The organism is Ferrovibrio sp. (assembly GCF_017994015.1).
GTDB lineage: Bacteria > Pseudomonadota > Alphaproteobacteria > Ferrovibrionales > Ferrovibrionaceae > Ferrovibrio.
In genome coordinates this window covers 1-23683 of record NZ_JAGOLP010000047.1, presented here as the reverse complement: position 1 = coordinate 23683, position 23683 = coordinate 1, and the positions used below count along the sequence as shown (strand labels likewise).

Sequence of the window (23683 nt, the reverse complement as noted above, 5' to 3'; positions counted from 1 at the left end):
ATAAAAGGCTAGTGCAATTTTTGTTGCACTGCGAGATAATAATGCGAGGCCGAACGCCATCGCCCCCAGCGATGGCTACAGGCCGGCACCGCGTATGACCGCAGAGGCAGGCCAGGAATCCTTATGTTCCAAAGGGATACACCAAGCCGCCGGAATAAGGGATGACGCCCATGGCGAAGGCCACGCTTACCATCAGCAGTAAGAATTATTCATCCTGGTCCCTGCGCGGTTGGTTGCTGTGCAAAATGGCCAAGCTGGATTTCACCGAACAGCGGCTTGATCCGGATGATCCGTCGTCGCGCGCCGAGCTATTGCTGCTCTCGCCCTCCTTCCTGGTGCCCTGCCTGACCGATGCCGAGGTGAAGGTGTGGGACACACTGGCGATTGCCGAATATCTGCATGAGCTGAAACCCAAAGCCGGGTTGCTGCCCAAGGACCGCGCCGAGCGCGCCCATTGCCGTGCGATTTCCGGCGAGATGCATTCCGGCTTTGCCAATCTGCGCGCCGCCTTGCCGATGAATCTGAAAGCCAAGCATCCCGGCTTCAAGGTTTGGGCCGGCGCCCAGGCCGATATCGACCGCATCGTGGCGATCTGGAAGGAATGCCTGGATGATTATGGCGGGCCGTTCCTGTTCGGCGCCACGCCAACCCTGGCCGATGCCATGTATGCGCCGGTCTGCACCCGCTTCGAAACTTATGATGTCAAGCTGGACGAGCAATGCACGGCCTACAAGCAGCTGATTCTCGACCTGCCGGCGATGCGCGAATGGCATGCCGAAGCGCAGCTTGAGCCGGCGGAAATGGAAGAACTCGACGTGGAGTTCTGAGCCGGCTCAGCCGGCCCTGGCCAGCAGCGGCTGCATGGCCGGCAATGGTGTGAAACTGCCATATTGCCGTGCCATGTAAAGCAGCGGCGCGGCATCGACACGCGGCGTCTCGATGCCGACGGCCAGACCGATGAAAACCGTATGCGTCTTGCATTCCATGGCGCTGACCACGGTGCAATCGATATGGCCCAGCGCGCCTTGCAGGGTGGGGGCGCCGGTCACCAGTGTGCCAAGCCGCAAATCATCGAAGCGGCGCCGGCGCACGGTTTCGTCGCTGGATGAAAAGCGCGTCGCCAGGTCGGTCTGATCGGCCGCCAGCAGATTGACGCAGAAATGCCGCGCCGAAACAAAAGCGCGATGCGCGCCGGCATTGCGATTGATGCAGACCAGCACCGAGGGTGGATCGGCCGAAACCGAGCAGAAGGCGGTGGCGGTAACGCCATGGAAGCGGCCATCAAGCAGCGCGGTGACGATCGTGACGGCGGCGCCATGCTGCTGCATCACGGCGCGGAAGGCATCGGCATTAGCCTCGGGCTTTATTGACATGGCAGTTCCTATAGGAAGATCAGGCTGAGGCCGGGAAACACGATCAGCAGGATCAGGGTCAGCAGCATGATGCCGGCAAAAGGCAATGCACCGATGAACACATCCTCCAGGCTGATATTCTGGTCGTGCAACACGCTCTTGATGACAAAGCAGGCGATGCCGAAAGGGGGTGTCATCAGGCCGATTTCAACCGCCATGACAGTGATGACGCCGAACCAGATCAGGTTCATGCCATAGGGCGCCAGCAGCGGCAGGAAAAGCGGCACAGTCAGCAGCATGATCGACACGGAATCGATCAGGCAACCAAGGACCAGAACCACGATGATATAAAGTGCGATCACCGTGAAAGCCGAATAGCTCATCTGCTGCGCCCATTCGCCCAGCGCCATCGGCATGCCGGATACGCCAAGCATACGGCTATACATGCTGGCAGATAGAACCAGGAAACAGATCGACGCTGTGATATGCCCGGTCTCCATCAGCAGGCGCCAGAATGTAGCCAGGTCCAGCTTGCGCTTGGCGATGGCCACCAGCATGGCACCGAAAGCACCGATAGCGCCGGCTTCGGTGGCGGTGAAGATACCGCCATAGATGCCACCCAGCACCAGCAGCACCAGCAAAGCCACCGGCAGCAGCTTGGCCAGCATGGTGCCAAGCGGCAGCAATACCAGCGGCTCGGGCCTGGCGGCTGCCAGCGCTGCGGCACGGGCGCTGCCGGGGCCACCGACAAAATTCGGCCAGAACCGCGCCATGGCCAGAATGCCGATGCTGTAGGTGATGGCCAGAATCAGCCCCGGCACAATGCCGGCCAGGAACAGATCATTGATCGACTGGTCGGTGAGCAGGCCATATACGATGAACAGCAGGCTGGGCGGAATCAGCATGCCGAGCACGGATGAACCGGCCACCACGCCGACCGAAAAGCGCGGCCCATAGCCATAGCGCAGCATTTCCGGCACCGCGACGCGGGTGAAAACCGAGGCGGAAGCAATGGAGATGCCGGTGATGGCGGCAAAAACCGCATTGGCCGCCACCGTGGCGATGCCGAGCCCGCCACTGACGCGGCGGAAAATCTGGTTCGCCACCTCGTAAACATCCTTGCCGAGATCGGCCGCCGCCACCAGCAGCCCCATCAGCACAAAAAGCGGGATGACGCCGAAGACGTAGCTGGAGATGCTGTCTGAAACCGCCAGCACCAGCATGTTGGCAGCTACATCGAAACTGTCGCGCAGGATCCACACACCGGCAAATGAAACCAGCATCAGCGATGTAGCGACATGGAAGCCGCCAAGGATCAGGAACAGAATAACGGCAATGGAAAGCGCGCCGATTTCAAAGCCGGTCATGGCACGCAGCCCGTTTCATTCCGCTGCCAGCGCCCGATATCGCGCCAGGCCAGCAGCAGGAATTGCAGCAGCCCCATGGCACAGCACAACACAATCAGTGCTTCCAGCGGCCAGGTGGGGAAATGAAACTGGCCCTGATAGCCCTTGTAGAGATTCATCTCATAAGCTTCGGCCAGGCGCGGCACCTGGCGCCACAGGATGATGCCCAGCACGGTGATGCCGAGCAGATGGCTGGCCAGATTGAAACCATGGCCAAGCCGGGGCCTGGCTATCAGCATCCAGCCCAGGATCGAGTCGGATCGGGTGAGCCGCCCAACCCGTAAAGTATGGGTGAATTGCAGGAAAACGATGGCGACGATCGACATCTCGACAATTTCCGGGATGCCGTGGATCGGCGCATTAAAGGCGGCACGCGAAAAAACGTCACCAACGATAATCAGCATGAGCAGGAAAATCCAAAGCGTGCCGAGGCTGTTGAGCAGCCCGACCAGAGCCGCGAATTTTCCATTCTCGGCGCCAGGCTGGTGGGAGGCGGCCGGAACCGCCTCCTTCCCCGCCTTGTCCGTTGCAGACAAGTCTTGCATTCAATCCACCCGCTTATACCAGAATCAGATCACCAGCTTACCGGAAATGCCGGTTATTCACGATCCCAGTGCCGTGCGATCGGCTGCTTGGCTGCACGCATGGCATCCATATAAGCCGTCAGCATGGCCTTGCCGGGCAGCTTCTGCTTCTCAGCCTGCTCGGCCCATTCCTTGGCCAGATTGGGCAATTGCGAAGCCCAGCGCTTCCGGTTCTCGTCTGAAAGCTTGATGATCTCACCCTTGCCTTCGACAAATTTCTTGCGGCTTGCCTCGGCATTCTCCATCGAATAGGCGGCCAGGCCATCACGATACTTGGCAGCTGCATCCTTGAATGCCTTCTGCGCTTCCGGCGGCAGCTTGTTCCAGAAGCCGCGATTGACTGTGAGCGCGAAGGAGGTGGTGCCGCCCATGCCGGCTTCCAGATAATACGGCGCCACTTCATTCATCTTGAAGGTGGCGGCCGATTCCGCCCATACCATGGCGCCATCGGCCAGCTTGGTCTGCACCGCGTTGTAATATTCCGACAGGTTGCCCTGCACGCCGATGCCGCCGGTGCCTTCAAACCAGCGTAACGCCAGCCCGGCACCGATGATCTTCATGCCTTTCAGGTCCTCCGGCGCCCGCACCGGCTTGGCCGTGACGATGATGTAATCATCCACCGCTCCCGCCGCCGCCAGCACCACCTGATTGTAGCGGCTCCAGTTTTCACCCATTTGCGGGAATTTGGCATGCAGGCCATCCACCGTGCGCGCCACCAGACCAAGATCGGACGTGACAAACGGGGTCATGAAGCTGAGCGCGTAGAGCGGCACCTTGTCGGGATGGAAGGCGGTGACGATCATGCCGATATCGGCCAGGCCGGTTTGCACAGCGTCGAATTCACCGCGCGGCTTGGCTACCGTGCCCGAGAAGCCTTCATTCCAGGCCACTTTGTATTTACCGCTGGCGGCCAGGCTCTTATCCACCTCGGCCATGAATACATCCTTGAACACCTTGACCCACGAGGTCTGCGGCGGATAGCCCGAAACAGCGGCCACCTTGATGCTCTGCTGCGCCATGGCGGCGCCGGATAGCGTGGCAAGCAAGGCCGCGCAGGTGGCAAGTTTGATTGCTTTCAACATTTTCCCCCCTCAGGTATCTGGCCGCTGGGCGGCCGTGACATGGTTACGCTGGTTCAACTCCCGTGAATCGCGGCGCACCGCCTGCCCTTCCCGGTGGGCATTGGCGATGCGCCGGCAATTATCGCGCCTGCGGCACCGGCCTCAGACCGCTGCCTCCAGATCCGGCAACACCTTTTCCATGAAGGTGCCAAGCTCGTCGATCACCTCCTGCTTCGGCGCCTGAGCATAATGCCAGATCAATGTGATGTACTCGCACGGCACCTTGGCATACATATCGCGGAACTGAGCCCGCAGATCTTCCAGTGTGCCGCCCATATACAGGCCGGAATCCTCGATATTCTTCACCCAGTCGAGATTCGGGTCGGTGGGGAAGGACGGGAAAAACGGCGCGTAGAAATTCTTGTAGATGTCGTAATCGTATTCCATCACCTTGCGGCGATAATCCTCGCGGGTCTTGCCGATGTGAATCCAGCGGCAGATCGTCTGATTCTGCCCCAGCTTCACTTGGCGGCCATGCCGCGCGGCCTCTTCCACATAGGTTTGCGTGGCCGTGGTCAGCTTGTTCAGCGGCGTGAAATACACCGGATTGAAACCGTTGCGGGCGCAGTATTTCACCGAATCGATGCTCTTGCTGGTCGCCACGAAGAGTGGCGGATGCGGCGTCTGCTTCGGCTTCGGCACCACACTGATACGGCGCAGATTGCCATTCTCATCCACTTCGCCATCGGCGCCGGCATCGCGCGCGATCTTCCAGGCCGGATAGCCGGCCACGCCGGTATCAAACGGATAGGGCGCCTTGTAGTAGGTGCCGTTGAGCGCCACCGAATCTTCCGTCCAGCATTTGAGCAGCATGTCGACGCGCTCTTCGAAGATGCGGCGGTTCACTTCGTCGGCGGCATCGCCCTCGAATACCGTGGCCTGCGAGTCAGTGAACTGCCCCAGGATATTGGTCCAGCGCGACTGGTAGCCGCGCGCCAGACCAACGAAGAACTTGCCGTTGGTGATGTGGTCCAGGATGGCGGTTTCCTCGGCCACCCGGATCGGATCCTGCGTCGCCATCACATAGCCAAGCGCGCCGACATTGACATTCTTCACATGCCCGGCCCACCAGGCATTGAGGATGCCGGGATTGGGGCCGACTTCGTAGCCTTCCGAATGCAGGTGATGCTCGATGGTGCTGGCGCCCCACACGCCCAGCCGGTCACATTCCTTCACAATATCGAGCCAGTCGTGCAGCACGCGGTTATACAACTCGCTGTCGCGACCCAGCGGCCGCTTCTGCTTGCGATCCTCTTCATCCTTGGCCGGCAGCATCGGATAAAGTTGCAGGATGACTTTTGGTTTCGCCACGCTTGTTTCCTCTCCAGGTCGGCCACCGCAGCAGGGCCGTAATCATTGGCCGCGGCTGCCACAGGCTCGGCCAAAGGAGATCAAGGATCAAATACTATTAAATTATAGTCGTTATCATTTTTCGCTATAGCTTAACCGGCCGCGCCGCGGCCCAGTTTGATCCTGGCAATACGTTGCAATTCCTGCTCCACCAATTCGGAGAAACGCTGGGCGGCCAGCGAAAGCGGCCGTTTCGAGGGATGCATTTCATAGATGTCGATGGTCAGTCGCGGTGCCGAAATCGGATTGATGATGACGCGGTTGGAATTCAGCAGATCGATCACCGCCGTCACCTGCAAGGGCAGCGACCAGTCGGTCCCCTCAATGAAACGGAAAGCGGCGCTGAAGCCATCGATTTCGATAATCCGTTCGGGCTTGATTTCGCCGCTTTTTATCAGCCGGTCCATCAAGCGCCGAAGGGTATGGCGGCCGGCCGGAACTACCAGCTTGAGATTGGGAATATCGGCAAGGCGATAGGTTTCGCCTGGCTTGAGCGCCTTGTTGCGGCCGGAAACCAGCAGAAAACGATCCGACAGCAGGTGGCGCAATTTCAGTTCCGTGCGTCGCGCCGGCTTGTTGCAGATGGCGAAATCCAGTTCGCCGGCCTCCACCCAATCCGCCAACGTGCCGCTGTAAGCCTCGAATATCTTCACATTGACCAGCGGATACAATTCGGCATAACGCGCCATGATGGCTGGAAACGGGCCATGGCAGATCGACGGCATAAGACCAACCGCAATCGAGCCGGAAACCTCGTCGTTGAAATCCAGCATCTCCTGCCGCATCACGCCCAGGCGGCGCACCATGTCGCGGCATAGTTTGTAAAAGTGATCACCGGCCGGCGTCGGCTCCAGACCGCGTGGCGAACGCTCAAACAGCCTGAGGCCGAATTCCTCTTCCAATTGGCGCAGATGCACCGACAGGGCCGGCTGCACAATATTCTCGCGCTCGGCGGCCTTGCTCAAACTGCCTTCCTCATAAGCCGCCTTGAAATAGCGTACCTTGCGGAAATCCAGCATGCTTCCCTCCCCTGTTATTGTTTTCCGCTATAGCATAGGGAACCGGCCAGCGGCAGCCTGGCGAAAGCCTGTTGCAAGTGCCTGCGAAGGGCGCAACAGTTGCACAAACAAGAAAACACACCGGGAGGGAATGGCATGCTGCATCCGGCATTCCATGCGCAAAGCCAGCCAGACAAGCCGGCCTATATCATGGCCGGCAGCGGCGCCAGTTTGAGCTACGCCGAGCTGGACCGGCGCTCCAACCAGGGCGCGCAGCTTTTCCGCTTCCTCGGCCTCCAGCCGCAGGATCATATTGCCCTGCTGGTGGAAAATTCGCTCGGCTTCATGGAAATATGCTGGGCGGCGCAGCGAAGCGGGCTGTTCTTCACCGCCATCAGCACGCATCTGACGCCGGACGAAATCGCCTATATCATCCGCGATTGCGGCGCCCGCGTCTTCATCACCTCGGCCGCCCTGGCCGATACCGCCACGATGCTGCGCCCCCTATTGCCCGAAGCACTGCCCTGCTACATGGCCGGCGGCGCACAGGCCGGCTATGCCGATTGGCAGGCGGCTTTGGACCGGCAGCCGGCCATCCCGGTGGCGGATGAAGTGAGCGGCCGCGACATGCTGTATTCATCCGGCACTACCGGGCGGCCGAAAGGCGTGAAGCCGGCCTTTGGCGGCGAGAAGCTGGGCTGGGTCAGCCCGACATTGCTGCTGCTATGCCAGAAGATGTGCGGCATGACGGCGGACAGCATCTATCTGTCGCCCGCGCCGCTTTATCATGCCGCGCCCTTGCGCTTCTGCATGACGGCGGTGGCGCTGGGCGGCAGCGTGATCGTGATGGAGAAATTTGACGCCGAAAGTTTCCTTGGCCTGGTGCAGCAATATCGCGTGACGCAGACGCAGCTGGTGCCGACCATGTTTGTGCGCATGCTGAAATTGCCCGACGCGATCCGCCAGCGGTTTGATATTTCCTCGCTGCGTGCCGCCGTGCATGCCGCCGCGCCCTGCCCGGTGGAAGTGAAGCAGCAGATGATCGACTGGTGGGGCCCGATCCTGATCGAGTATTACGCCGGCACCGAAGGTAATGGCGTCACCATCATCGACTCCGCCGCCTGGCTGGAGCATCGCGGCAGTGTTGGCCGCAGCCTGGTGGGCGAAATCAAGATCCTGGATGATGCCGGCGCAGAATTGCCGCCGGGCCAGGTTGGCAGCATCTATTTTGCCGGCGGGCCGGCTTTTTCCTACCATAACGATGCTGCCAAAACCGCCGGCGCGCATCATGCGGCTGGCTGGTCGACGCTGGGCGATGTGGGCCATCTGGATGCGGAAGGCTATCTTTATCTCAGCGACCGCAAGGCCTACATGATCATTTCCGGCGGTGTGAATATCTATCCGCAGGAAACCGAAAATGTGCTGATCCAGCATCCCGCCGTGCTGGATTGCGCGGTGTTTGGCGTGCCGGATGAGGAAATGGGCGAGCAGGTCAAGGCGGTGGTGCAAGTGCAGCAGCCGGCTATTGCCTCGCCGGCACTGGCAGCCGAATTGATCGGTTTCTGCCGCCAGCATCTATCCGCAATCAAATGCCCCCGAAGCATCGATTTTGAGGCCGAATTACCGCGCACGCCCACCGGCAAGCTGCTCAAGCGCCTGCTGCGCGACCGCTACTGGCCGGCTGCTGTACGATGACGCCACACCAGCCCAGGCCGTCATAGGTTTCGTAGCCGATGGTTTTGGCAAAGGCCACCAGCGCACCGTCATCACGATAATAATAGCCGCGCGCCTGATCGCCGGCGGCCAGCGCAAAAGGCTGATACAGATCGGCCTGATCCGAGGCGGCGATGATGCGCGAGCGCGCATCCAGCAGCAGCACGCGGCTACGCTGCCATTCTTCGGGCGAAAGCGATGGTTCATCGCACACAATGCCGTGGCCCTGCTTGTCCCAGTCAAACACCACGCCCAGCACACCGATGGGCGTGCCCTTGAGCCGGCCATCGGCGCGCACCGCAGCGGCATAGATCGCCACCGCCTTGCCATCATGGCTTACGCTTTTGCTGATATCATCGACGATATAATCATCGCCGCTGGCCGATTGCATCGCCTCAGCAAACCAGCGTGTGCGCGCCACACTGGCGCGCGCCACTTTTGGAAATTGCTGCGGATTGGAAGTGGCGATGATGCGCCCGCTGCTATCGGCCAGGATCAGGTTGAGATACACGGTGTAGAAGCGGTTGATCGCCGCCAGGCGTTCGCCGGCACGCTGCACGATCTCGGGCGTCGGCTCCAGCAAGGCGCGCCACAGCGCATCATCGGTGGCCCACCAGCGGCAATCGCAGGTGCGCTCATACAGATTGCGCACAATAAGCTGCACCATGGTCTGCGCCATGTCGGTCAGGCGCGGGCCTTCCAGGTCTTTTACGATCTGGCCAACAATCTGCTCGGAAGCCTGTTTTGAATCCGTCAGGCGCAGCCGCATCACATCGCGGAAGCGCTTGGAATTCTCGGATACCTGGCCGGCCAGCGCCTTCACCTCCTGCGCCACCACGGCAAAGCTGCGCCCGGTCTCGCCGGCCCGCGCCGCCTCGATCGAGGCATTCAGCGCCAGCAAGGTGGTCTGGAAGGCGATTTCCTCATTGCGGCTGCCAAATTGCTGAACATCGCGCTCGATATCGTCGATCAGGCCATGCACCTGCAAATGATGGGCGGATTGCACCATGGTAAAAACGGCCTTTATGCGTTGGTTCGTGTGCCAACGAATCCATAGCGCAGCATTGTGTACAATGGGAAGATGATAAGATAAACAATAGGTTAGAATATGTGCCGATTGCCGGATTAGGCGGCAGGATGATGAAATATTCGGCGCCTAAGTGTCGTTTTTTGGGCATAGACGGGCCGATGCTGCGTGCTGTTCGCTTGCCAAAAAGCAATACTAGGCAGTATTACCGGCCAACATACACGCCCAACACTAGAAAACGACCAGCGAGAAGCCTATGGAAACGGACAAACCTGCCATGGCAAACAGGTAATGTTCATCCGGCCAGCAACAGGACGGGATGCTGCTCTTGCGCGCTTTTCAGCTTGAGGCGATTGCCATCCCCAATGGCTATCATTAGGCAATGCCTAGCCGGATCGGACCAAATCAGGGAGGATTTGGCGATGTGACCTGCCCCCCGGGAGCACTCCCCGGCGATCCAAGGTTGGGTCTCAGAGCAGCCACTGACTGGGCAGGATCATTGAATACCTTGGCGGAATTGAGCAATCATGGCTGAGCCTCGCTTTCGTTATCGTGCCTTCGGGTTGATTGTGGAAACGCCAAGGCGTTTTCCGTATCTCTGGCCGGAACCGGACGCAGCGCGGATAGCGGACATAAGGGTTGAGTTCTCGCCCTGGACCCCGCCGGATAACCCGCCTAGCTTATCTTTCGATATGATCAGTTTTTACGGCACCGATTGCGCCGTCTTCACCATTGCGCCGGGTCAGCGCATCATATGTCTTGGCGGCAACAGAATTGTGGTCGATTTGACCCGCCCTGTATCTGAAGCCGAACTGCATACTTGGATTTTTGGGCGGCCCATCGGCTGGTTACTGCATCAACGGGGGCTGACACCGCTTCATGCAGCCGTCGTCCGGGTAGGCAGCGTAGCTATTGCACTGGCTGGCCACAGCGGTGCTGGCAAATCAACCCTGGCCCGGGCCATGGTGGGGCGCGGCCATGGGGTGATGAGTGATGATCTGGCCATCATAGACCCCAGCTCCCTGCTGGTAGAGCCTGGCTTTGCTTCGTTGAAACTTTGGGAAAGTGCGGCCGTCGCCAATGGAGACGATGTAAAGCAGGCCGTCGCCGTCAAGGTAGAGGCGAACAAGTTCCATATTCCGCTGCCCGACGCCTTTGATCCGACCCCCGCCGCCCTGGGGCTGGTGGTGGCCATTGGTCGCGATACAGCCCGATCCGACTTCAGAATGCTGCGATTAACTCAGCGGCAGGCGGAGGCCATGTTGCAATACCATATTATGAATACCCAGCTTGCACGCCAATCCGGCAGCGCAGCAATTGGATTCCAGTGGTCATTGACGGTTGCGTCAAAGGTGCCGGTGATGGCCTTGGACAGGCCCGACCGGATGGACGATTTGCCCCTGATTTGCGCACAGATCGAGCAGATCGTCAGCCGCCGGATAGAACAGCAATGACGGGAATATGTGGTTTTTGGCGCTTTGATGGTCAGGCCGCGGTTGCTGATGCCTGTGCGCGCATGCGGCGAGCCCTGGAAATCTACGGGAGAGATAGAAAAGGGCAGTGGGATAATGGCGTGATCGCCATGGGTAGCCAATTGGCATGTCTGCTGCCAGAGGATCAGTATGACCGGCAACCCCTGATCAGTGCCGACGGGCAATTTGTCCTGGTGGCGGATGTGCGGTTGGACAACCGGTCGGAACTGGCGGCGGACCTTGGCCTGGACAGCCGTGATCTGCCGACTATGGCAGATGCCGAGCTACTGCTTTGGGCCTGGTCAGCCTGGGGCAAGGATGGCATTTGCCGGCTGTTTGGGGATTTTGCCTTTGCCGTGTGGGACACCCATAAACAATGCCTGACCTTGGTGCGTGATTTCCCTGGCGGCCGACCACTTTTCTATTGCCAAGGCAACGGCTGGTTTGGCTTTGCTTCCATGGCAAAGGGACTGCATGCCCTGCCCGAGGTCCCCGTCGCCGCTGATATGGATACGCTGAAGCGGCATTTGATGCTGCTCCCGATGCAGGGGGCGGGCAGCTTTTTCAAAGGGATCAGCCGGGTCGAGCCTGGATCGGTAACAGAGATCGGCTCCGATGGCCTTGCCCGCTCGTTCCCCTGGTACCATCCGCCTGCGCCATTGCCAAACCTACCCGACCCGCAGCCCTATATTGATCGGCTGCGCGCCACCTTCGACCAAGCCATTGCCGCCCGACTGCGCGGGGTGGGTCCTGTCGCCACCATGCTCAGCGGCGGCCTGGATAGCACCCTTGTCACCGCAGCCGCTGCGGCACAACTGAAGGCCAGGGGACAACGGTTAAGCGCCTACACCCATGTTCCCTTGCCGGGCGTAGTACTGGAAGCGCCCCCGGATCGGCTGCCGGATGAAGGAGAACTCGCAGCCAAACTGGCGGCAATGCACGCCAATATTGATCACGTCCTGGTCACAGCTCCCGACCGGCAGATCGGCGATGATTTGGATCAGCGCTTCTATGCCAGCGAGATGCCAGCCCTCAACCTGTGCAACGAAGTATGGCTGACTGAGATCACCCGGCTGGCAGCCACGCGGCGGGAAACCGTATTGCTGAGCGCCACCTGGGGCAACATGACGATCAGTGATGAAGGAATCGAGGGCCTGAACAACCTGCTTTACAGCGGCAGGCTTGTCGCCTGGGCGCGGACTGCGTTGAGCCTGCTGCGAACCGGTTCCATCACCCTGCAAGGGCTGGCTTTTCTCAGCCTGCACCCCTTGCTCCCGATCCGATTGGAACAGGGCCTCCGGCGATTGTTCCGGCGGCCGGGTCGCGTCTTGCGCGACTATACATTGCTACGCGCCGACATCATGGACGCCCCCCGGTCCGGATTGCCTTCCCTGTCGGAAGAAGCGGCGCTGATTTTTGGCCAACTGGCCCGTGGCCGGCCGGAACGGTCGCTGCGCCTGTTCTGGCAACAGGAATTGGCTGCCCTGAGCCACAAGGGGACACTGGCCCGTCACGGTGTTGATATTCGCGATCCCATGTCCGACCGCCGCCTGATTGATTTGTGTCTGGCCCTGCCGCACCAGCTTTATCTACACCGAGGGCAGCGCAAGGGGCTGTATCATCTGGCCTTTGCAGATCGGATACCAACCGACATCCTTTTCAATCGACACAAAGGACTGCAAGGGGCTGATTGGTTTGCCCGCCTGATACAAGCCAAACAGACCATAAGCGAAGAAGCGGAACGGACACAAACAAGTCCCGGCGCCATGGCGCTGGTTGATCTGGATGAATTGAAGCGCCTGGCGACGACGGCCCCAACTTTAGAGGGGACCGCACTGGATAGCTTGTCCCTGCCCTACCGGTATCAACTGCTACGCAGCCTGTCGGTTACGCATTTTCTGCGTCGGATTGAGCGAGGGAACCGCTAGCGACGGTGCATTGTTACCATGCAGCCAGCCAAGCCTCGTCAGCTACCGAAAATACCGGCATCAGAGTCGCCAGGCCCCATGGCCAGAGTCACCGCCGCCAAATCGATCGCGGTTACTGAAGGCGCTGCCCATTCGGCGCGTTTTTCGTCTGATGCCGCCTGATTTGCACCGGAGGTATCGGCATCGGCAGCCGCAGAACGCTTCAAATGATCAACCATGACATTCCCCTGTTTGCTAAGCGGATACTGGGATATTGGATCGACAAGGGTAAACCCCGCCAAAATCCCTTCTTTCTCAGTGCGAAGAGATATTCATTATATAATCCTCCACCAAGCGTGAAAGCCGCCGCTTGATAAAACGCAAGGCAAGATACCGGTGCATCAATGAATCCAGTATCTGTGGGTTTTTGATAGCTTGTGACGATTAACATATCGAATAGAGGATATAGTTGTGCCCACCGACAAAGAAAAACAAGGCACAGACCCATTGGGTGGATGGCTGTCTTCGTGTTTCTCCGATGCCGCATGGATTGAACAGGCCCATCAACGTTTTCGGAATGATCCCGCTCGCCTGCTGATTGTTGACGACGCTCTGGCGCCAGGGCGTTATCAGCTATTGTCCAATGCCATGCGTAATGATTGTGACTGGGAAACACGGTCGGGTGTCATCCGCCGCAGCAAGGAGGGGCGCCGGGCGAGCCCCCAACGAACCGAATGGGTGGATACGACCACATTCGCAGGGGCCCAGCCAGCAGAACAGTTCTTTCAACATGAAGCCTTTGTGCGTGCCCGGCCTGGTCATGAAATGTCGCCCGGTATGATCGGGCTTGTCCGGTTCAAAGCCCTATTGAACAATCCCGCCTTCCTGGACATGCTGGGGCGCATCACCGGGGTCCGTCCGCAAGGCCTGCAGGAACTCCTGATTCGCCGGATGGTGCGCGGAGACATGGCAAAGCCACATGATGATGCGATCGGCGATCGTGTTTTCTGCCTTCTTCTCTATTTCAGTGATGGCTGGCAGCCGACCTACGATGGCCGCTTCATCATGCATGTGCCAGATGGCGAACGCATTGTGGACCCCCTGCCCAACCGCATGGTGCTGTTCGATGTGAATGCTGGACTGATGCATAGTGTCCGCCCCTTGGACACGGCCCCGCTTGACTGGCACCGTTACAATTTCTCGATCTGGTTCACCTGAAACAGTGGCCAAGCTGTTCCTGGCAGATTGCCGAGCGGCAGGTCGGCGCAGCTGCGTAGAGAGCTGCGGAAGTAAACCGGTTCATGATAAAAGCCTGTATCCGAAAGGCGACTGAAGAGAGCTAAACGATGATTACACCGAAGACACGAGTAGTGCGCGCCACAGATATTCTGGTGGGAGAGGTGGATGGCGAGCTGGTGATTATGAAGGTGAATAACGGATGTTATTTTAATCTTGATCGGATCGGGGCCGATATATGGAACCGGCTGGAAACGCCGTGCAGCCTGGAGGAATTATGCGCCGCTTTGGAACAAGCCTATAAGGCGGACGGCGAGACCATTGCCCGCGATGTCCGCAGCTTTATCGAAAAAATGCTGGCGAATAGTCTTCTGCGACAGGTGGACTAGGCGCCTTTAAGCCGGAATGGGAACAGCCATATCGGCATGCGGGGCCTCTGTTGCAAATGGCCCGCGGCGTGTCAGAATTGTTGTTGGGCCTGCCCTGGAAAGGATTAAGCGCGCCTGCGCCGCTTGCATGGCTCGGCGAACCAGCATATGCGCGCCACAGCGCATCATCGGTGGCCTACCAGCGGCATTCATGCCGCTTCTGCCGCCGCCGCCAATCAGGCCGCATCAAATTGCGGCCATTCCCTGACATAATCCTGGAATAACGGGCGCGAGAACAGATAGCCCTGAAACCGGCTGATCCCGAGTTCGAGCAAGGCATCCAGTTCGGCCCTGGTTTCGATGCCTTCCGCAATCACGTCGATGCCAAGATCCCTGCAAACCGTCAGGATGCCGGAAACAATGGCGCGGCGCACCCGGTCGCTCTCGATATTGCGGGTCAGCGCCATATCAAGCTTGATGATATCAGGCTGAAAATCAGCCAGCAGATTGAGGCCGGAATAGCCGGCGCCAAAATCATCGATGGCGGTCAGGAAGCCATATTTCTTATAGGTCTGGATGATGCTGATAAGATGCGCGTGATCAACCACCTTCTCGCCTTCGGTGACCTCAAACACGATGCGATCCAGCGGAAAGCCGACCCGCTCGGCGGTCTCGATGGTCAGGCGGATACACGACTCAGCACGATAAACCGCATTCGGCAAAAAATTGATCGAAAGCCGCGCCTGGATGTTCAGCGCCGCCGCCATCTCGATGGCGCGAATCCGGCAACGCTGATCAAACCAATAGCGGTTGCTGTCATTCACTTGCGATAGAATGGCGGCAGCCGGTTCATTATTGATGCCGCGCACCAAAGCCTCATGGGCAAAAAAGCTTTTGCCCGGAATATCCAGGATGGGCTGAAACGCCATCGTGAATTCAAAACCGTCTTTTTGCTCTTCAAGACATGCCGAGCACGACATTCAACCACCTCCCCAACCAAGCCCGATGCCGCTGCATAACCCTAAAGTCGTGATAGCGTTTCTCGCCCGGCTTGACCAGCAGCAAAGGATTAAGTGGCGATTGGCGTCCCCACGGGGAAACCTCATTGTCGCCAAGGCGACCGGCTAAGACATTGCGAAATCTGAATAATCCAGGCCAGCGACAGCGCTGCGTGTACCAGCGCGCGGGATTTTGTGTACCAGTTACCGCCACGCAATGCAATTTCACGGGCCGACTTTGGCGCCGCTGGGTTGGGCGCCAAGCGGGGCGGCCGACGGGTCGGTCAGGTGGCCGGGCCAAATACCTGGGCCAACAGCGATTGCGCCATCTGCTCGGCTGCCGTGGCGGCGCGGTCGTTGAGGCCGGAGATGCCCTCAATTTCGGCCACACGCTCGGCGAATTCATTTTGAAGGGCAAGCGGGGGCACGGGAATAGGTAGGGTCACAAGCTTCCCTTGAGAGATGTTCTTCATACTGTCGCTTGTTCCTGTTGCCATCCTGCTCATTGCAGTGCGAATGGAGGACTGCCGAAGGCAATAGAGCATATAGAATGGCAAAATCTGAGAATTCCTTTTCCAGACAAAACGCCAAAGCTTGTCAGGAAGAAGGACATTCCTTGGTTCATCCTGAACGAAAGCCGTTGCTCCGACCAAATCCACTGTGTTCGCGCGGCTAAAAAGTAGATCACCAGCCCGAACAAAATGGGCGGCAGGTGGTTTATAGCCATTTGGAGCGGGTTTGCTTTCAGACGCCCGGAAAACGCCAGAGGTCACCGCGCTCACCTTCAGTATCCGAAGCCCCGTCTTGCCTTCATCATCACCAGCCTGAAGATTCTTCCCGCCCTCAAACTTGGAAATCAGGTCACCCAAGGGCTTCACCGGCCACCCCGTCGGGTTAGTCGCTGGATCGCCGAACATCTCCACGAACAGCGCCGGGATGATCTCGCGCGCCTTGGCCCGCGCCTGCTCGCGCAGCCGCCGGATGCTGGCCGCGTGATTAAGGATGTCCACAATGCGGCGCTGCTCATTAATTTCTGGGATCGCCAAAATTGCCTTATAGGCGTCCTCACGGTTTAATCCCGGAACACCAGTAACAATAGCCAGCCGTTCAAGCCTCAACTCACGCAGGGCATAGAACAGAAATGAGGGCAATATATTAAACTCCGGCCTAACCTTTACAAAGAATGTCGTATCAATCGGAAAGGACGGCCCGCTCGTTAGGTGCACAGCCCCAGCAGCACCCTTCCTTCCGATCACAACTGTTGGCTCATTGACAATATATTCGTTATGCCATCCTACGACCCCGTTAGACCCGTACACAGGGACGCAGCCGCTCTTTCTCCTGCTTTTGGGCAAAGATTTCCCGTAAGCGAGTTCAATCACATCGCCGAGTGCAAATCTTCGTGCGGGCAATGCGCTCATCCCACCCGCTCCCGCAACTTTTCCGCCAGGGCATCCAGTTCCGACAGGATTTCCCCTTCAATCGCGCGAAGCTCGTCGAGCAGTTCGAGCGGATTGCGGTGTTCTACCTGGGCCTGGGATTGGGGCCGATACCGACCCGCCGACAGGTTGAAATCGGCGGCACGAACCGCCTCCAGGTCGGCGAACCACCATTTCCGGGTCCATTCCGCGTTTTCATCGCGCGCCTGCCATTCGCGCCACAAATCGGCGCGGCGCCGATAGGCATCCACCAGCATCGGCAGATCATCGGCCTCCACCGGGCTATCGTGATTGGCATCCAGCTTGTAGCCATCCGCATCGACATGCAGGAACAAAACCTTGCCGGTACTGCCGCCCTTGCGGAACAGCAGCACGGAGGTTTTCACGCCCGAATATGGCCGGAACACGCCGCCGGGCAGGCTCATCACCGCCTCCACGGTATGGTTTTCCACCAGTTGCCGGCGCAGTTCCTTATGCGCGCCGGTGCTGCCGAACAGCACGCCTTCAGGCACGACCACGCCGCAGCGCCCGCCTTTTTTCAGGCTGTTGAGCATATATTTCAGGAACAGGATTTCGGTGGCGGTGGTGGTGCCCACCTTCACATCGTCAACGATGCGGTCCTTGTCCAGCTTGCCGGAGAATGGCGGGTTGGCCAGCACCACATCATACCCATCAAGCGGCAAGCCAAGCTCGGCCTTCTCGGCGCGCTCCATATTGGTGGTCAGGGCATTGCGCTTCAGAATCCGCACATTGGGCAGGCCGCGCAAACTGAGATTCATGGTGGCGAGGCGGACCATCTTGGGGTCCACATCATTGCCATAAAACGTGGCATTGGAAAGTTTGCTGGTCATCGGCGCCGAAAGCTTGTCGCCCCAGCCGCGCCGAACCTGCTTGCCATCCAGTTCGGCCGCAAAAATGCCAGAGGGCGAGGAATTGACCAGCCGGATGTGATTATAGGCCGCCACCAGGAAGCCCGCCGTGCCGACTGCCGGATCGTAGATGGTTTCCGTCACCTTGGGGTCCACCATCTCCACAATGGTGCGGATGATATGGCGCGGGGTGCGAAACTGGCCCAGTTCGCCGGCCTGCTTGACCTGCTTGAGCACATATTCAAACAGATCACCCTTGGTGTCGGAATCGGCCTCGTCCAGCCGCAGCTTGTCGATCAGGCCAATCACCTGGGTGAGGACGGTCGGCTCATCAATGCCCAGTCGCGCCCCGGTCATGAAATTCATCGCCGAGCGTTCCGCCACCTCGGTGAAGAACGGAAACACCTCGTCGCGCACCCAACGCACCAGGGTTTCGCCGGCCATCACATTCCATTGCGACCATTTCATGCGCTCGGCGGGCAGCCTGGCCTGGCCCGGCGCATTGAGCGGATTCCTGACCTCCCACTCGCCGGCAAACATCGAGCTGTAGGCGCGCTTGGTTGCCTTCGCCTGCATCAGATTGTCGGCATCCATCCCTTCCACCAGATAGAAAAAGAACAGGAATGAAAGCTGTTCGGCATTATTGAGCGGATCGGGAAAGCCGCCGCCATAGAGGTAATCACGAATCTGGTCTATGCCGCGCCGAAGCTCGGGGGTAAGGGGCATCGTCGGGTCCTATCTCAATGCGCCGCAGGCTGCTCCCGGGCCGGGTCCTTGCCGCCGGGAGCGGCAGGAAACACGGCGGCGTTGAGGCTGGCAAGCATCTCGCTCAAGGCATCATCGCCGCCGAATACCTGCCGCACCCGCGGATAACCGCCAATGAGGGAAAACGGCGGCAGCGTGAAATGATAGGTCTGGAAGGCTTCGATCTCGCCCGCATTGGCGCAAATCTGGCTTTCAATCATGCGCAGCCAACGCATTTGCTCAGAATCAAACGGGCGCCCAACCAGCCAAGCCTCGAAGAGCAAGCCCAATTCGGTGGCCTTGGCTTCCTGCGCATCGGTGCGCTTCAGATTGCCGTCTTCATCCAGGGTGAACCATTCCCGGCTGGTAGGGTCGATATGATCGTGGATATCCAGGGTCAGCAGTTTGCGCGGCTGTGCAGCCTGCTTGCTGGGCTTTGCTGCAACGACAAAGCCCCCCTCGCCGGCAGCCTCGTCATCGCCATGAAAATCGGTGACGCCGACAAAATCAAACATCGTGAAAGCGGATTTTTTGATATGTGGCGCCGGCCGCGTGCCGCGACCACGCATCTGTTGATAGAGAATGGTGGATTTGGTGAAGCGAGCCAGCACCAGGTTCACCACCTCGGGCGCATCAAAGCCAGTATCAAGCATATTCACTGATACCAGGATTTTCGGAAATTCCTCATCCTTGAAGCGTTTGATTTTGGTGAAGCCATCTACGCTGTCATCCTCGCCCATGCCGGAAACGACAAAATCCGCATAGCGGATTTCCGGCGATGGCTTCCGGTCAGCGAATTCGTGGTCAAACATATGGGCCAGGGTTTCGGCGTGTTTCTTGGTTACGGCAAACACGATGGTCTTGCCCCAAAGCGGGGCGCGCTTGATACCATCCTTGCCGGTAAAGCCTTTCTCCAGAACCTGGCGGAATTCGCGCACGATGGCCCGGTTACGCTCAGGGATGGTGAATTTGCGCTCCAGGGCCGCCGGGTCCACCAGGATGGCATCAGCGCCGTTGAATTCGGCCTCAAATTCCGCCTTGGTGGCCTCGTCCATGGCCGACCAATCAAGCTCGTCTCGCTTCACCTCAAAGCCACCCTCGGCGGCGGTCTTGACCGTCAGCGCACGATAGATGTGGTAGGGCAACAGATTGCCCTCCTGAATGGCCTGCTTGAGTGAATAGGTGAAAGTGGGCTGCTGCACCTCAAAGAATTTGAGCGTGTCACGAATGAACTGGCCATCTTCGGGGTCGGGCAGATTGGTGTCGTCCTGCATCACGCAAGGGGTGGCGGTGAGGCCAATCTGGATACCGTCAAAATGCCGCAGCGTGCCAGACCATTTGCCGTAAATGCTGCGGTGGCATTCATCCACCACCACAAGCTGGAAATACGATGCCGGCAGCTTGGCATATTCGCCGATGAAGGTTTGCAGCGTGGAAATGGTGATACGCTTCTCATCCTGAAAGCGCCGACCGCCGCGCAGCACATAGGCGGGGTAATCAGCCAGGTGTTCCGCAAAGACATCCTCGGCCTGTTTCGCCAGCGTGATCCGGTCGACCAGAAACAACACCCGGCTGACCTGATTGGCCTCGAACAGCCGCTTGATCAGCGCGGCGGCGGTGCGGGTTTTGCCGGTGCCGGTCGCCATCGAAACCAGCATCTTGCGCCGCCCGAGTTTGATCTCCTGGCAGAGCGCGTTGATACAGGCTTTTTGGTAGTCACGGCCCGCGATCTTGGCATCTATCGCCAGGGTCATCGGGTCTAAGCGCAGCTTGCGCAGCGCCTCAACCCGCTCAAGATCGGCCTGGGATGAAAAGGTGGCGACCTTGCGCGGATGGGCTTGCGTTTCCCATTCCCAGAACCAGATTTCTTCGCCATTCGCCAGGAAAATAAAAGGAACGCCAAGCTGCTTGGCATAAGCCAGGGCCTGCGCCTCAGCTTCCACTGGATTGATGGCCGCTTTCTTGGCTTCCACAACCGCCAGGGAATGGCCGTGCCGATTGCACAGCACATAATCGGCTTTGGTCTTGTCGGGTAGGACATACTCGTATCGGACACTTTTCCCGTCCGACAGGTTCCAACCAACATCCTGCAACTGTGCGTCAATCTTTACGCGACTAAACGCTTCATTGGCCGACATTACCCGACTCCCCCAGCGACTTTAGGCAGTCTATAGACGCATGGGTCTGCGGACAATCACGGATAGCCGCAGGCTAGCCCAAACGTGTACCAGCTTGTGTACCACGCCGAAAAATCTGCTATTTTTTTATTGATTTTCTGCGATATTTTAGCGTTTTGGCGTCCCCACGGGGATTCGAACCCCGGTTTGCGCCGTGAGAGGGCGCCGTCCTAGGCCTCTAGACGATGGGGACACGGGGGCTGCCGCCTAGGGCGCGGCTGCCTGCCGGGTCGGCGCGGCCACAAGGCCAGCGCGAGGCGGCCTTCTGATACAGGAGCCGGGCGAGAGGCGCAAGGTGTTTTGCCGGCTCGGGCCGGAAAACACCGCGCAGCCTGATCCGGTTTGAAAAAGCCAAACATTTTGTGTGACCAGACGCTTGCAAAGCCCGGATGTGCCGGTATATATCCGCCCTGCAACGCGGGCTGCCTCTCTGGCAGCTGCAACGCGGGGCCGCCGAGCGGGCGTAGCTCAGGGGTAGAGCACAACCTTGCCAAGGTTGGGGTCGTGAGTTCGAATCTCATCGCCCGCTCCATTTTTCTCCAAAAATCCATCATAAAATCTTATCCCTACCCGCTGCCATTGGCTGCCGCCGCTGGCGCTCTATCTCTGCCGTCATGACCGACTTGAGCAACACCATGGCGGCGCGTCCGCCTGCCCAATCCCGCCCGCTGCTGTCGCTGGCCATGCTGGGCCTGAGTTTTGCCGCCTGTTTCGGCATTGCCGGCCTGGGCGCCTGGGTGACGCGCGAGCCGGTGCGCGGCTGGTATCAGAGCCTGGCCAAGCCGGCCGGGCTGACGCCGCCGGATATCGCCTTCCCCATCATCTGGAACCTGTTATTCGCCATGATGGCGCTGGCGGCCTGGCTGGCCTGGCGGCGCTGGCAGCGGCTGGAAACCCGTGGCTGGGGCATCTGGCTGCTGTTCGGGCTGCAACTGGGTTTGAATCTGCTGTGGTCGGTGCTGTTCTTTGGCCTGCAACAGCCGGCCTGGGCGCTGGCGGAGATTGGCCTGCTGTGGCTGGCGATCCTGGCCTGCCAGCGTGGCTTTGCCGGGCTGGATCGCCGCGCCGGCTGGCTTTTGCTGCCCTATCTGGCCTGGGTGGGCTATGCCGCCCTGCTGAATGGCCTGATCGTGTGGCTGAACCGCGGTTGAGGCCGCACGGCAGTTGACGCCATGCCGGGCGAAGCCTAATTCTGGCAGTATGATCAAGCAGATCGGCCAGCGTAACCGGGAAATCCTCCGCCTTGTGGTGGAGACCTACATGGCCACCGGCGAGCCGGTCGGCTCGCGTCTGCTGTCGAAGCGGCTGGATCACAAGCTGTCGCCGGCCAGTATCCGCAACACCATGGCCGATCTGGAAGATGCCGGGCTGCTCTATGCGCCGCACACTTCCGCCGGCCGGCTGCCCACCGATAGCGGCCTGCGGCTGTTTGTCGATGGCCTGCTGCAAGTGGGCGACCTGACCCAGGAGGAGCGCGTCTCAATCGAGAATCGCTGCGCCGCCTCGGGCCGGGGTTTCCAGGAAGTGCTGACCGAGGCCACGGCCGCGCTGTCCGGCCTGTCTGGTCATGCCGGCCTAGTGGTGGCGCCCAAGGTGGATACGCCGCTGCGCCAGGTGGAATTTGTGCCGATCGGGCCGGGCAAGGCGCTGGTGGTGCTGGTGACCGAAGACGGCCAGGTGGAAAATCGCATGATCGAGCTGCCGCTCGGCATGGCGGCTTCGGCCCTGGCCGAGGCCGGGCAGTTCCTGTCACACCGGCTGAAGGGCCGCAGCATCAGCCTGGCGCGGGTGGAAATCCTGGCCGAATTGACGGCGCGGCGCGCCGAACTGGATCAGCTCACCTCCAAAGTGGTGGAAGCCGGCCTGGCCGTGTGGGGCGGCGAAGCCGGCAGCCCGAGCCCGAGAAGCGCCAGCCCGGGCGGCACGCTGATCGTGCGCGGTTCGGCCAATCTGCTCGACGACGTGGCCGCCATCGCCGATCTGGAACGTATCCGCTCGCTGATGGAAGAGCTGGAAAATACCGAGGAAATGCTGCGCCTGATCGACCTGACCCATGGCAGCGAGGGCGTGCGGATTTTCATCGGCTCGGAAAACACCCTGTTCCGCCAGGCCGGCTGTTCGCTGATCGTGGCGCCGTTGCAAAACCAGCAGCAGCGTATCGTCGGCGCCATCGGCGTGATCGGGCCAACCCGGATGAATTATGCCCGCCTGGTGCCGATGGTGGATTTCACCGCCCAGGTGGTGGGTCGCCTGCTCGGCTGAGCCGCCGGCTATGACGCCGGCTTGGTTGAAATTTCCGCCCCCCGCCCGTATATGCAAGCCCAACCCCTAAAACCCGCTTTATTGGAAAACCGAGATAATCCTGATGAGCACCCAGCCAACCCACGCCGCCGCCGACAGCATCAACCTGGATGCCGCGATCAACACCGAGCCGGCAAGCGGCGGTGACATTGCCCTGCTGGCCGCCGATCTGGCCCGGGCGCAGGCCGAAACCGCCGAATTGAAGGACAAGCTGCTGCGCCTGGCGGCGGATACCGAAAACCTGCGCCGCCGGCTGGAGCGCGAGCGCGACGATGCGGTGAAATACGCCGCCGGCAAATTCGCCAAGGACATCCTGAGCGTGGCCGATAATCTGGGCCGCGCCTTGCAGAATGCGCCCAAACCGGCCGACGAGAATGATCCGCTGGGCAATCTGCTGATCGGCATCGAGGCCACCGAGCGCGAATTGATCAGCGTGTTTGAACGCCATGGCATCCAGCGCGTTGATCCGCAGGGCCAGCGTTTTGATCCCAACCTGCATCAGGCAATGTTTGAGTTGGAAAATCCCAATATCCCGGCCGGCACGGTGATCCAAGTGGTGGCGGCGGGGTATGTGCAGCATGGCCGCCTGCTGCGCGCTGCCATGGTGGGCGTATCCAAGGG

At 59.6% G+C, this 23683-nt stretch carries 21 protein-coding genes and 2 tRNA genes; 10 read left to right on the top strand and 13 right to left on the bottom strand.

Translation table 11 applies throughout. The annotated features are described in order from the left end of the window. Positions 1–161 precede the first annotated feature (161 nt). Complete coding sequence (locus KBB36_RS16645; RefSeq protein WP_290983419.1) at positions 162–827, top strand: glutathione S-transferase family protein; 666 nt, start codon at positions 162–164, stop codon at positions 825–827. Positions 828–833: 6 nt separating this feature from the next. Here the strand turns inward: KBB36_RS16645 and KBB36_RS16640 are convergent, their stop codons facing one another. The 6 genes from KBB36_RS16640 to KBB36_RS16615 all read right to left on the bottom strand — a co-directional run bounded on the left by KBB36_RS16640 (position 834) and on the right by KBB36_RS16615 (position 6832). Continuing rightward, positions 834–1373, bottom strand: a complete 540-nt coding sequence (locus tag KBB36_RS16640) for a flavin reductase family protein (RefSeq protein ID WP_290983417.1) — start codon at positions 1371–1373, stop codon at positions 834–836. A gap of 8 nt (positions 1374–1381) precedes the next feature. After that, on the bottom strand, positions 1382–2719 hold the full coding sequence (locus KBB36_RS16635; RefSeq protein WP_290983415.1) for a TRAP transporter large permease: 1338 nt from the start codon (positions 2717–2719) through the stop codon (positions 1382–1384). Further along, a complete protein-coding gene (locus KBB36_RS16630) occupies positions 2716–3303 on the bottom strand; it encodes a TRAP transporter small permease subunit (RefSeq protein WP_290983413.1) in 588 nt (195 codons plus the stop codon). Before KBB36_RS16630 ends, KBB36_RS16635 begins: the two co-directional genes overlap by 4 nt. Before the next feature lie 53 nt (positions 3304–3356). Further along, positions 3357–4424, bottom strand: a complete 1068-nt coding sequence (locus KBB36_RS16625; RefSeq protein WP_290983410.1) for a C4-dicarboxylate TRAP transporter substrate-binding protein — start codon at positions 4422–4424, stop codon at positions 3357–3359. A gap of 141 nt (positions 4425–4565) precedes the next feature. After that, entirely contained in the window at positions 4566–5774 is a 1209-nt protein-coding gene (locus tag KBB36_RS16620) for an LLM class flavin-dependent oxidoreductase (RefSeq protein WP_290983407.1), read from the bottom strand. A 131-nt stretch (positions 5775–5905) separates the two neighbouring features. After that, entirely contained in the window at positions 5906–6832 is a 927-nt protein-coding gene (locus KBB36_RS16615; protein WP_290983405.1) for a LysR family transcriptional regulator, read from the bottom strand. Positions 6833–6967: 135 nt separating this feature from the next. Here KBB36_RS16615 and KBB36_RS16610 point away from each other — a divergent pair, with 135 nt between their 5' ends. Then, positions 6968–8506: an acyl-CoA synthetase gene (locus tag KBB36_RS16610; RefSeq protein ID WP_290983402.1), complete on the top strand. Its 1539-nt coding sequence runs from the start codon at positions 6968–6970 to the stop codon at positions 8504–8506. Here KBB36_RS16610 and KBB36_RS16605 read toward each other — a convergent pair. Continuing rightward, the gene (locus KBB36_RS16605) at positions 8460–9533 is read right to left on the bottom strand and encodes a methyl-accepting chemotaxis protein (protein ID WP_290983399.1); all 1074 of its coding nucleotides are present in this window, start codon (positions 9531–9533) and stop codon (positions 8460–8462) included. The two genes, KBB36_RS16610 and KBB36_RS16605, sit on opposite strands and share 47 nt — an antisense overlap. 545 nt (positions 9534–10078) lie before the next feature. On the opposite strand from KBB36_RS16605, the gene KBB36_RS16600 reads away from it, so the two are divergent. Both KBB36_RS16600 and KBB36_RS16595 read left to right on the top strand, forming a co-directional pair. Further along, a complete protein-coding gene (locus KBB36_RS16600; RefSeq protein ID WP_290983397.1) occupies positions 10079–11005 on the top strand; it encodes a hypothetical protein in 927 nt (308 codons plus the stop codon). After that, the gene (locus KBB36_RS16595; RefSeq protein WP_290983394.1) at positions 11002–12951 is read left to right on the top strand and encodes an asparagine synthetase B; all 1950 of its coding nucleotides are present in this window, start codon (positions 11002–11004) and stop codon (positions 12949–12951) included. Before KBB36_RS16600 ends, KBB36_RS16595 begins: the two co-directional genes overlap by 4 nt. Positions 12952–12989: 38 nt before the next feature. On the opposite strand, the gene KBB36_RS16590 is transcribed toward KBB36_RS16595, so the two are convergent. Beyond that, on the bottom strand, positions 12990–13169 hold the full coding sequence (locus tag KBB36_RS16590; protein ID WP_290983391.1) for a hypothetical protein: 180 nt from the start codon (positions 13167–13169) through the stop codon (positions 12990–12992). 232 nt (positions 13170–13401) lie between these two features. Here KBB36_RS16590 and KBB36_RS16585 point away from each other — a divergent pair, with 232 nt between their 5' ends. Next, entirely contained in the window at positions 13402–14148 is a 747-nt protein-coding gene (locus KBB36_RS16585) for a 2OG-Fe(II) oxygenase (RefSeq protein WP_290983388.1), read from the top strand. Between the two features lie 128 nt (positions 14149–14276). Then, on the top strand, positions 14277–14555 hold the full coding sequence (locus KBB36_RS16580; protein ID WP_290983385.1) for a PqqD family peptide modification chaperone: 279 nt from the start codon (positions 14277–14279) through the stop codon (positions 14553–14555). Positions 14556–14770: 215 nt separating this feature from the next. On the opposite strand, the gene KBB36_RS16575 is transcribed toward KBB36_RS16580, so the two are convergent. The 5 genes from KBB36_RS16575 to KBB36_RS16555 form a co-directional block, all read right to left on the bottom strand. Continuing rightward, positions 14771–15463: an EAL domain-containing protein gene (locus KBB36_RS16575; RefSeq protein WP_366933222.1), complete on the bottom strand. Its 693-nt coding sequence runs from the start codon at positions 15461–15463 to the stop codon at positions 14771–14773. 353 nt (positions 15464–15816) lie between these two features. Next, positions 15817–16953, bottom strand: coding sequence for a restriction endonuclease subunit S (locus KBB36_RS16570; RefSeq protein ID WP_290983379.1), 1137 nt, complete (start codon positions 16951–16953; stop codon positions 15817–15819). Next, entirely contained in the window at positions 16950–18566 is a 1617-nt protein-coding gene (locus KBB36_RS16565) for an N-6 DNA methylase (protein WP_290983375.1), read from the bottom strand. The genes KBB36_RS16570 and KBB36_RS16565 overlap by 4 nt, the downstream gene beginning before the upstream one ends. A 14-nt stretch (positions 18567–18580) precedes the next feature. After that, complete coding sequence (locus KBB36_RS16560; protein ID WP_366933221.1) at positions 18581–20557, bottom strand: DEAD/DEAH box helicase family protein; 1977 nt, start codon at positions 20555–20557, stop codon at positions 18581–18583. Positions 20558–20878: 321 nt separating this feature from the next. After that, positions 20879–20954: transfer RNA gene (locus tag KBB36_RS16555), tRNA-Glu, on the bottom strand. Positions 20955–21218: 264 nt separating this feature from the next. Here KBB36_RS16555 and KBB36_RS16550 point away from each other — a divergent pair. The 4 genes from KBB36_RS16550 to grpE all read left to right on the top strand — a co-directional run. Next, positions 21219–21293, top strand: a tRNA-Gly gene (locus tag KBB36_RS16550). Positions 21294–21375: 82 nt separating this feature from the next. Beyond that, a complete protein-coding gene (locus tag KBB36_RS16545; protein ID WP_290983370.1) occupies positions 21376–21912 on the top strand; it encodes a TspO/MBR family protein in 537 nt (178 codons plus the stop codon). Positions 21913–21961: 49 nt separating this feature from the next. Beyond that, positions 21962–23023, top strand: coding sequence for a heat-inducible transcriptional repressor HrcA (hrcA, locus tag KBB36_RS16540; RefSeq protein ID WP_290983367.1), 1062 nt, complete (start codon positions 21962–21964; stop codon positions 23021–23023). A 103-nt stretch (positions 23024–23126) separates the two neighbouring features. After that, the coding region (gene grpE, locus KBB36_RS16535; RefSeq protein WP_290983364.1) for a nucleotide exchange factor GrpE at positions 23127–23683 on the top strand (557 nt) is incomplete at its 3' end.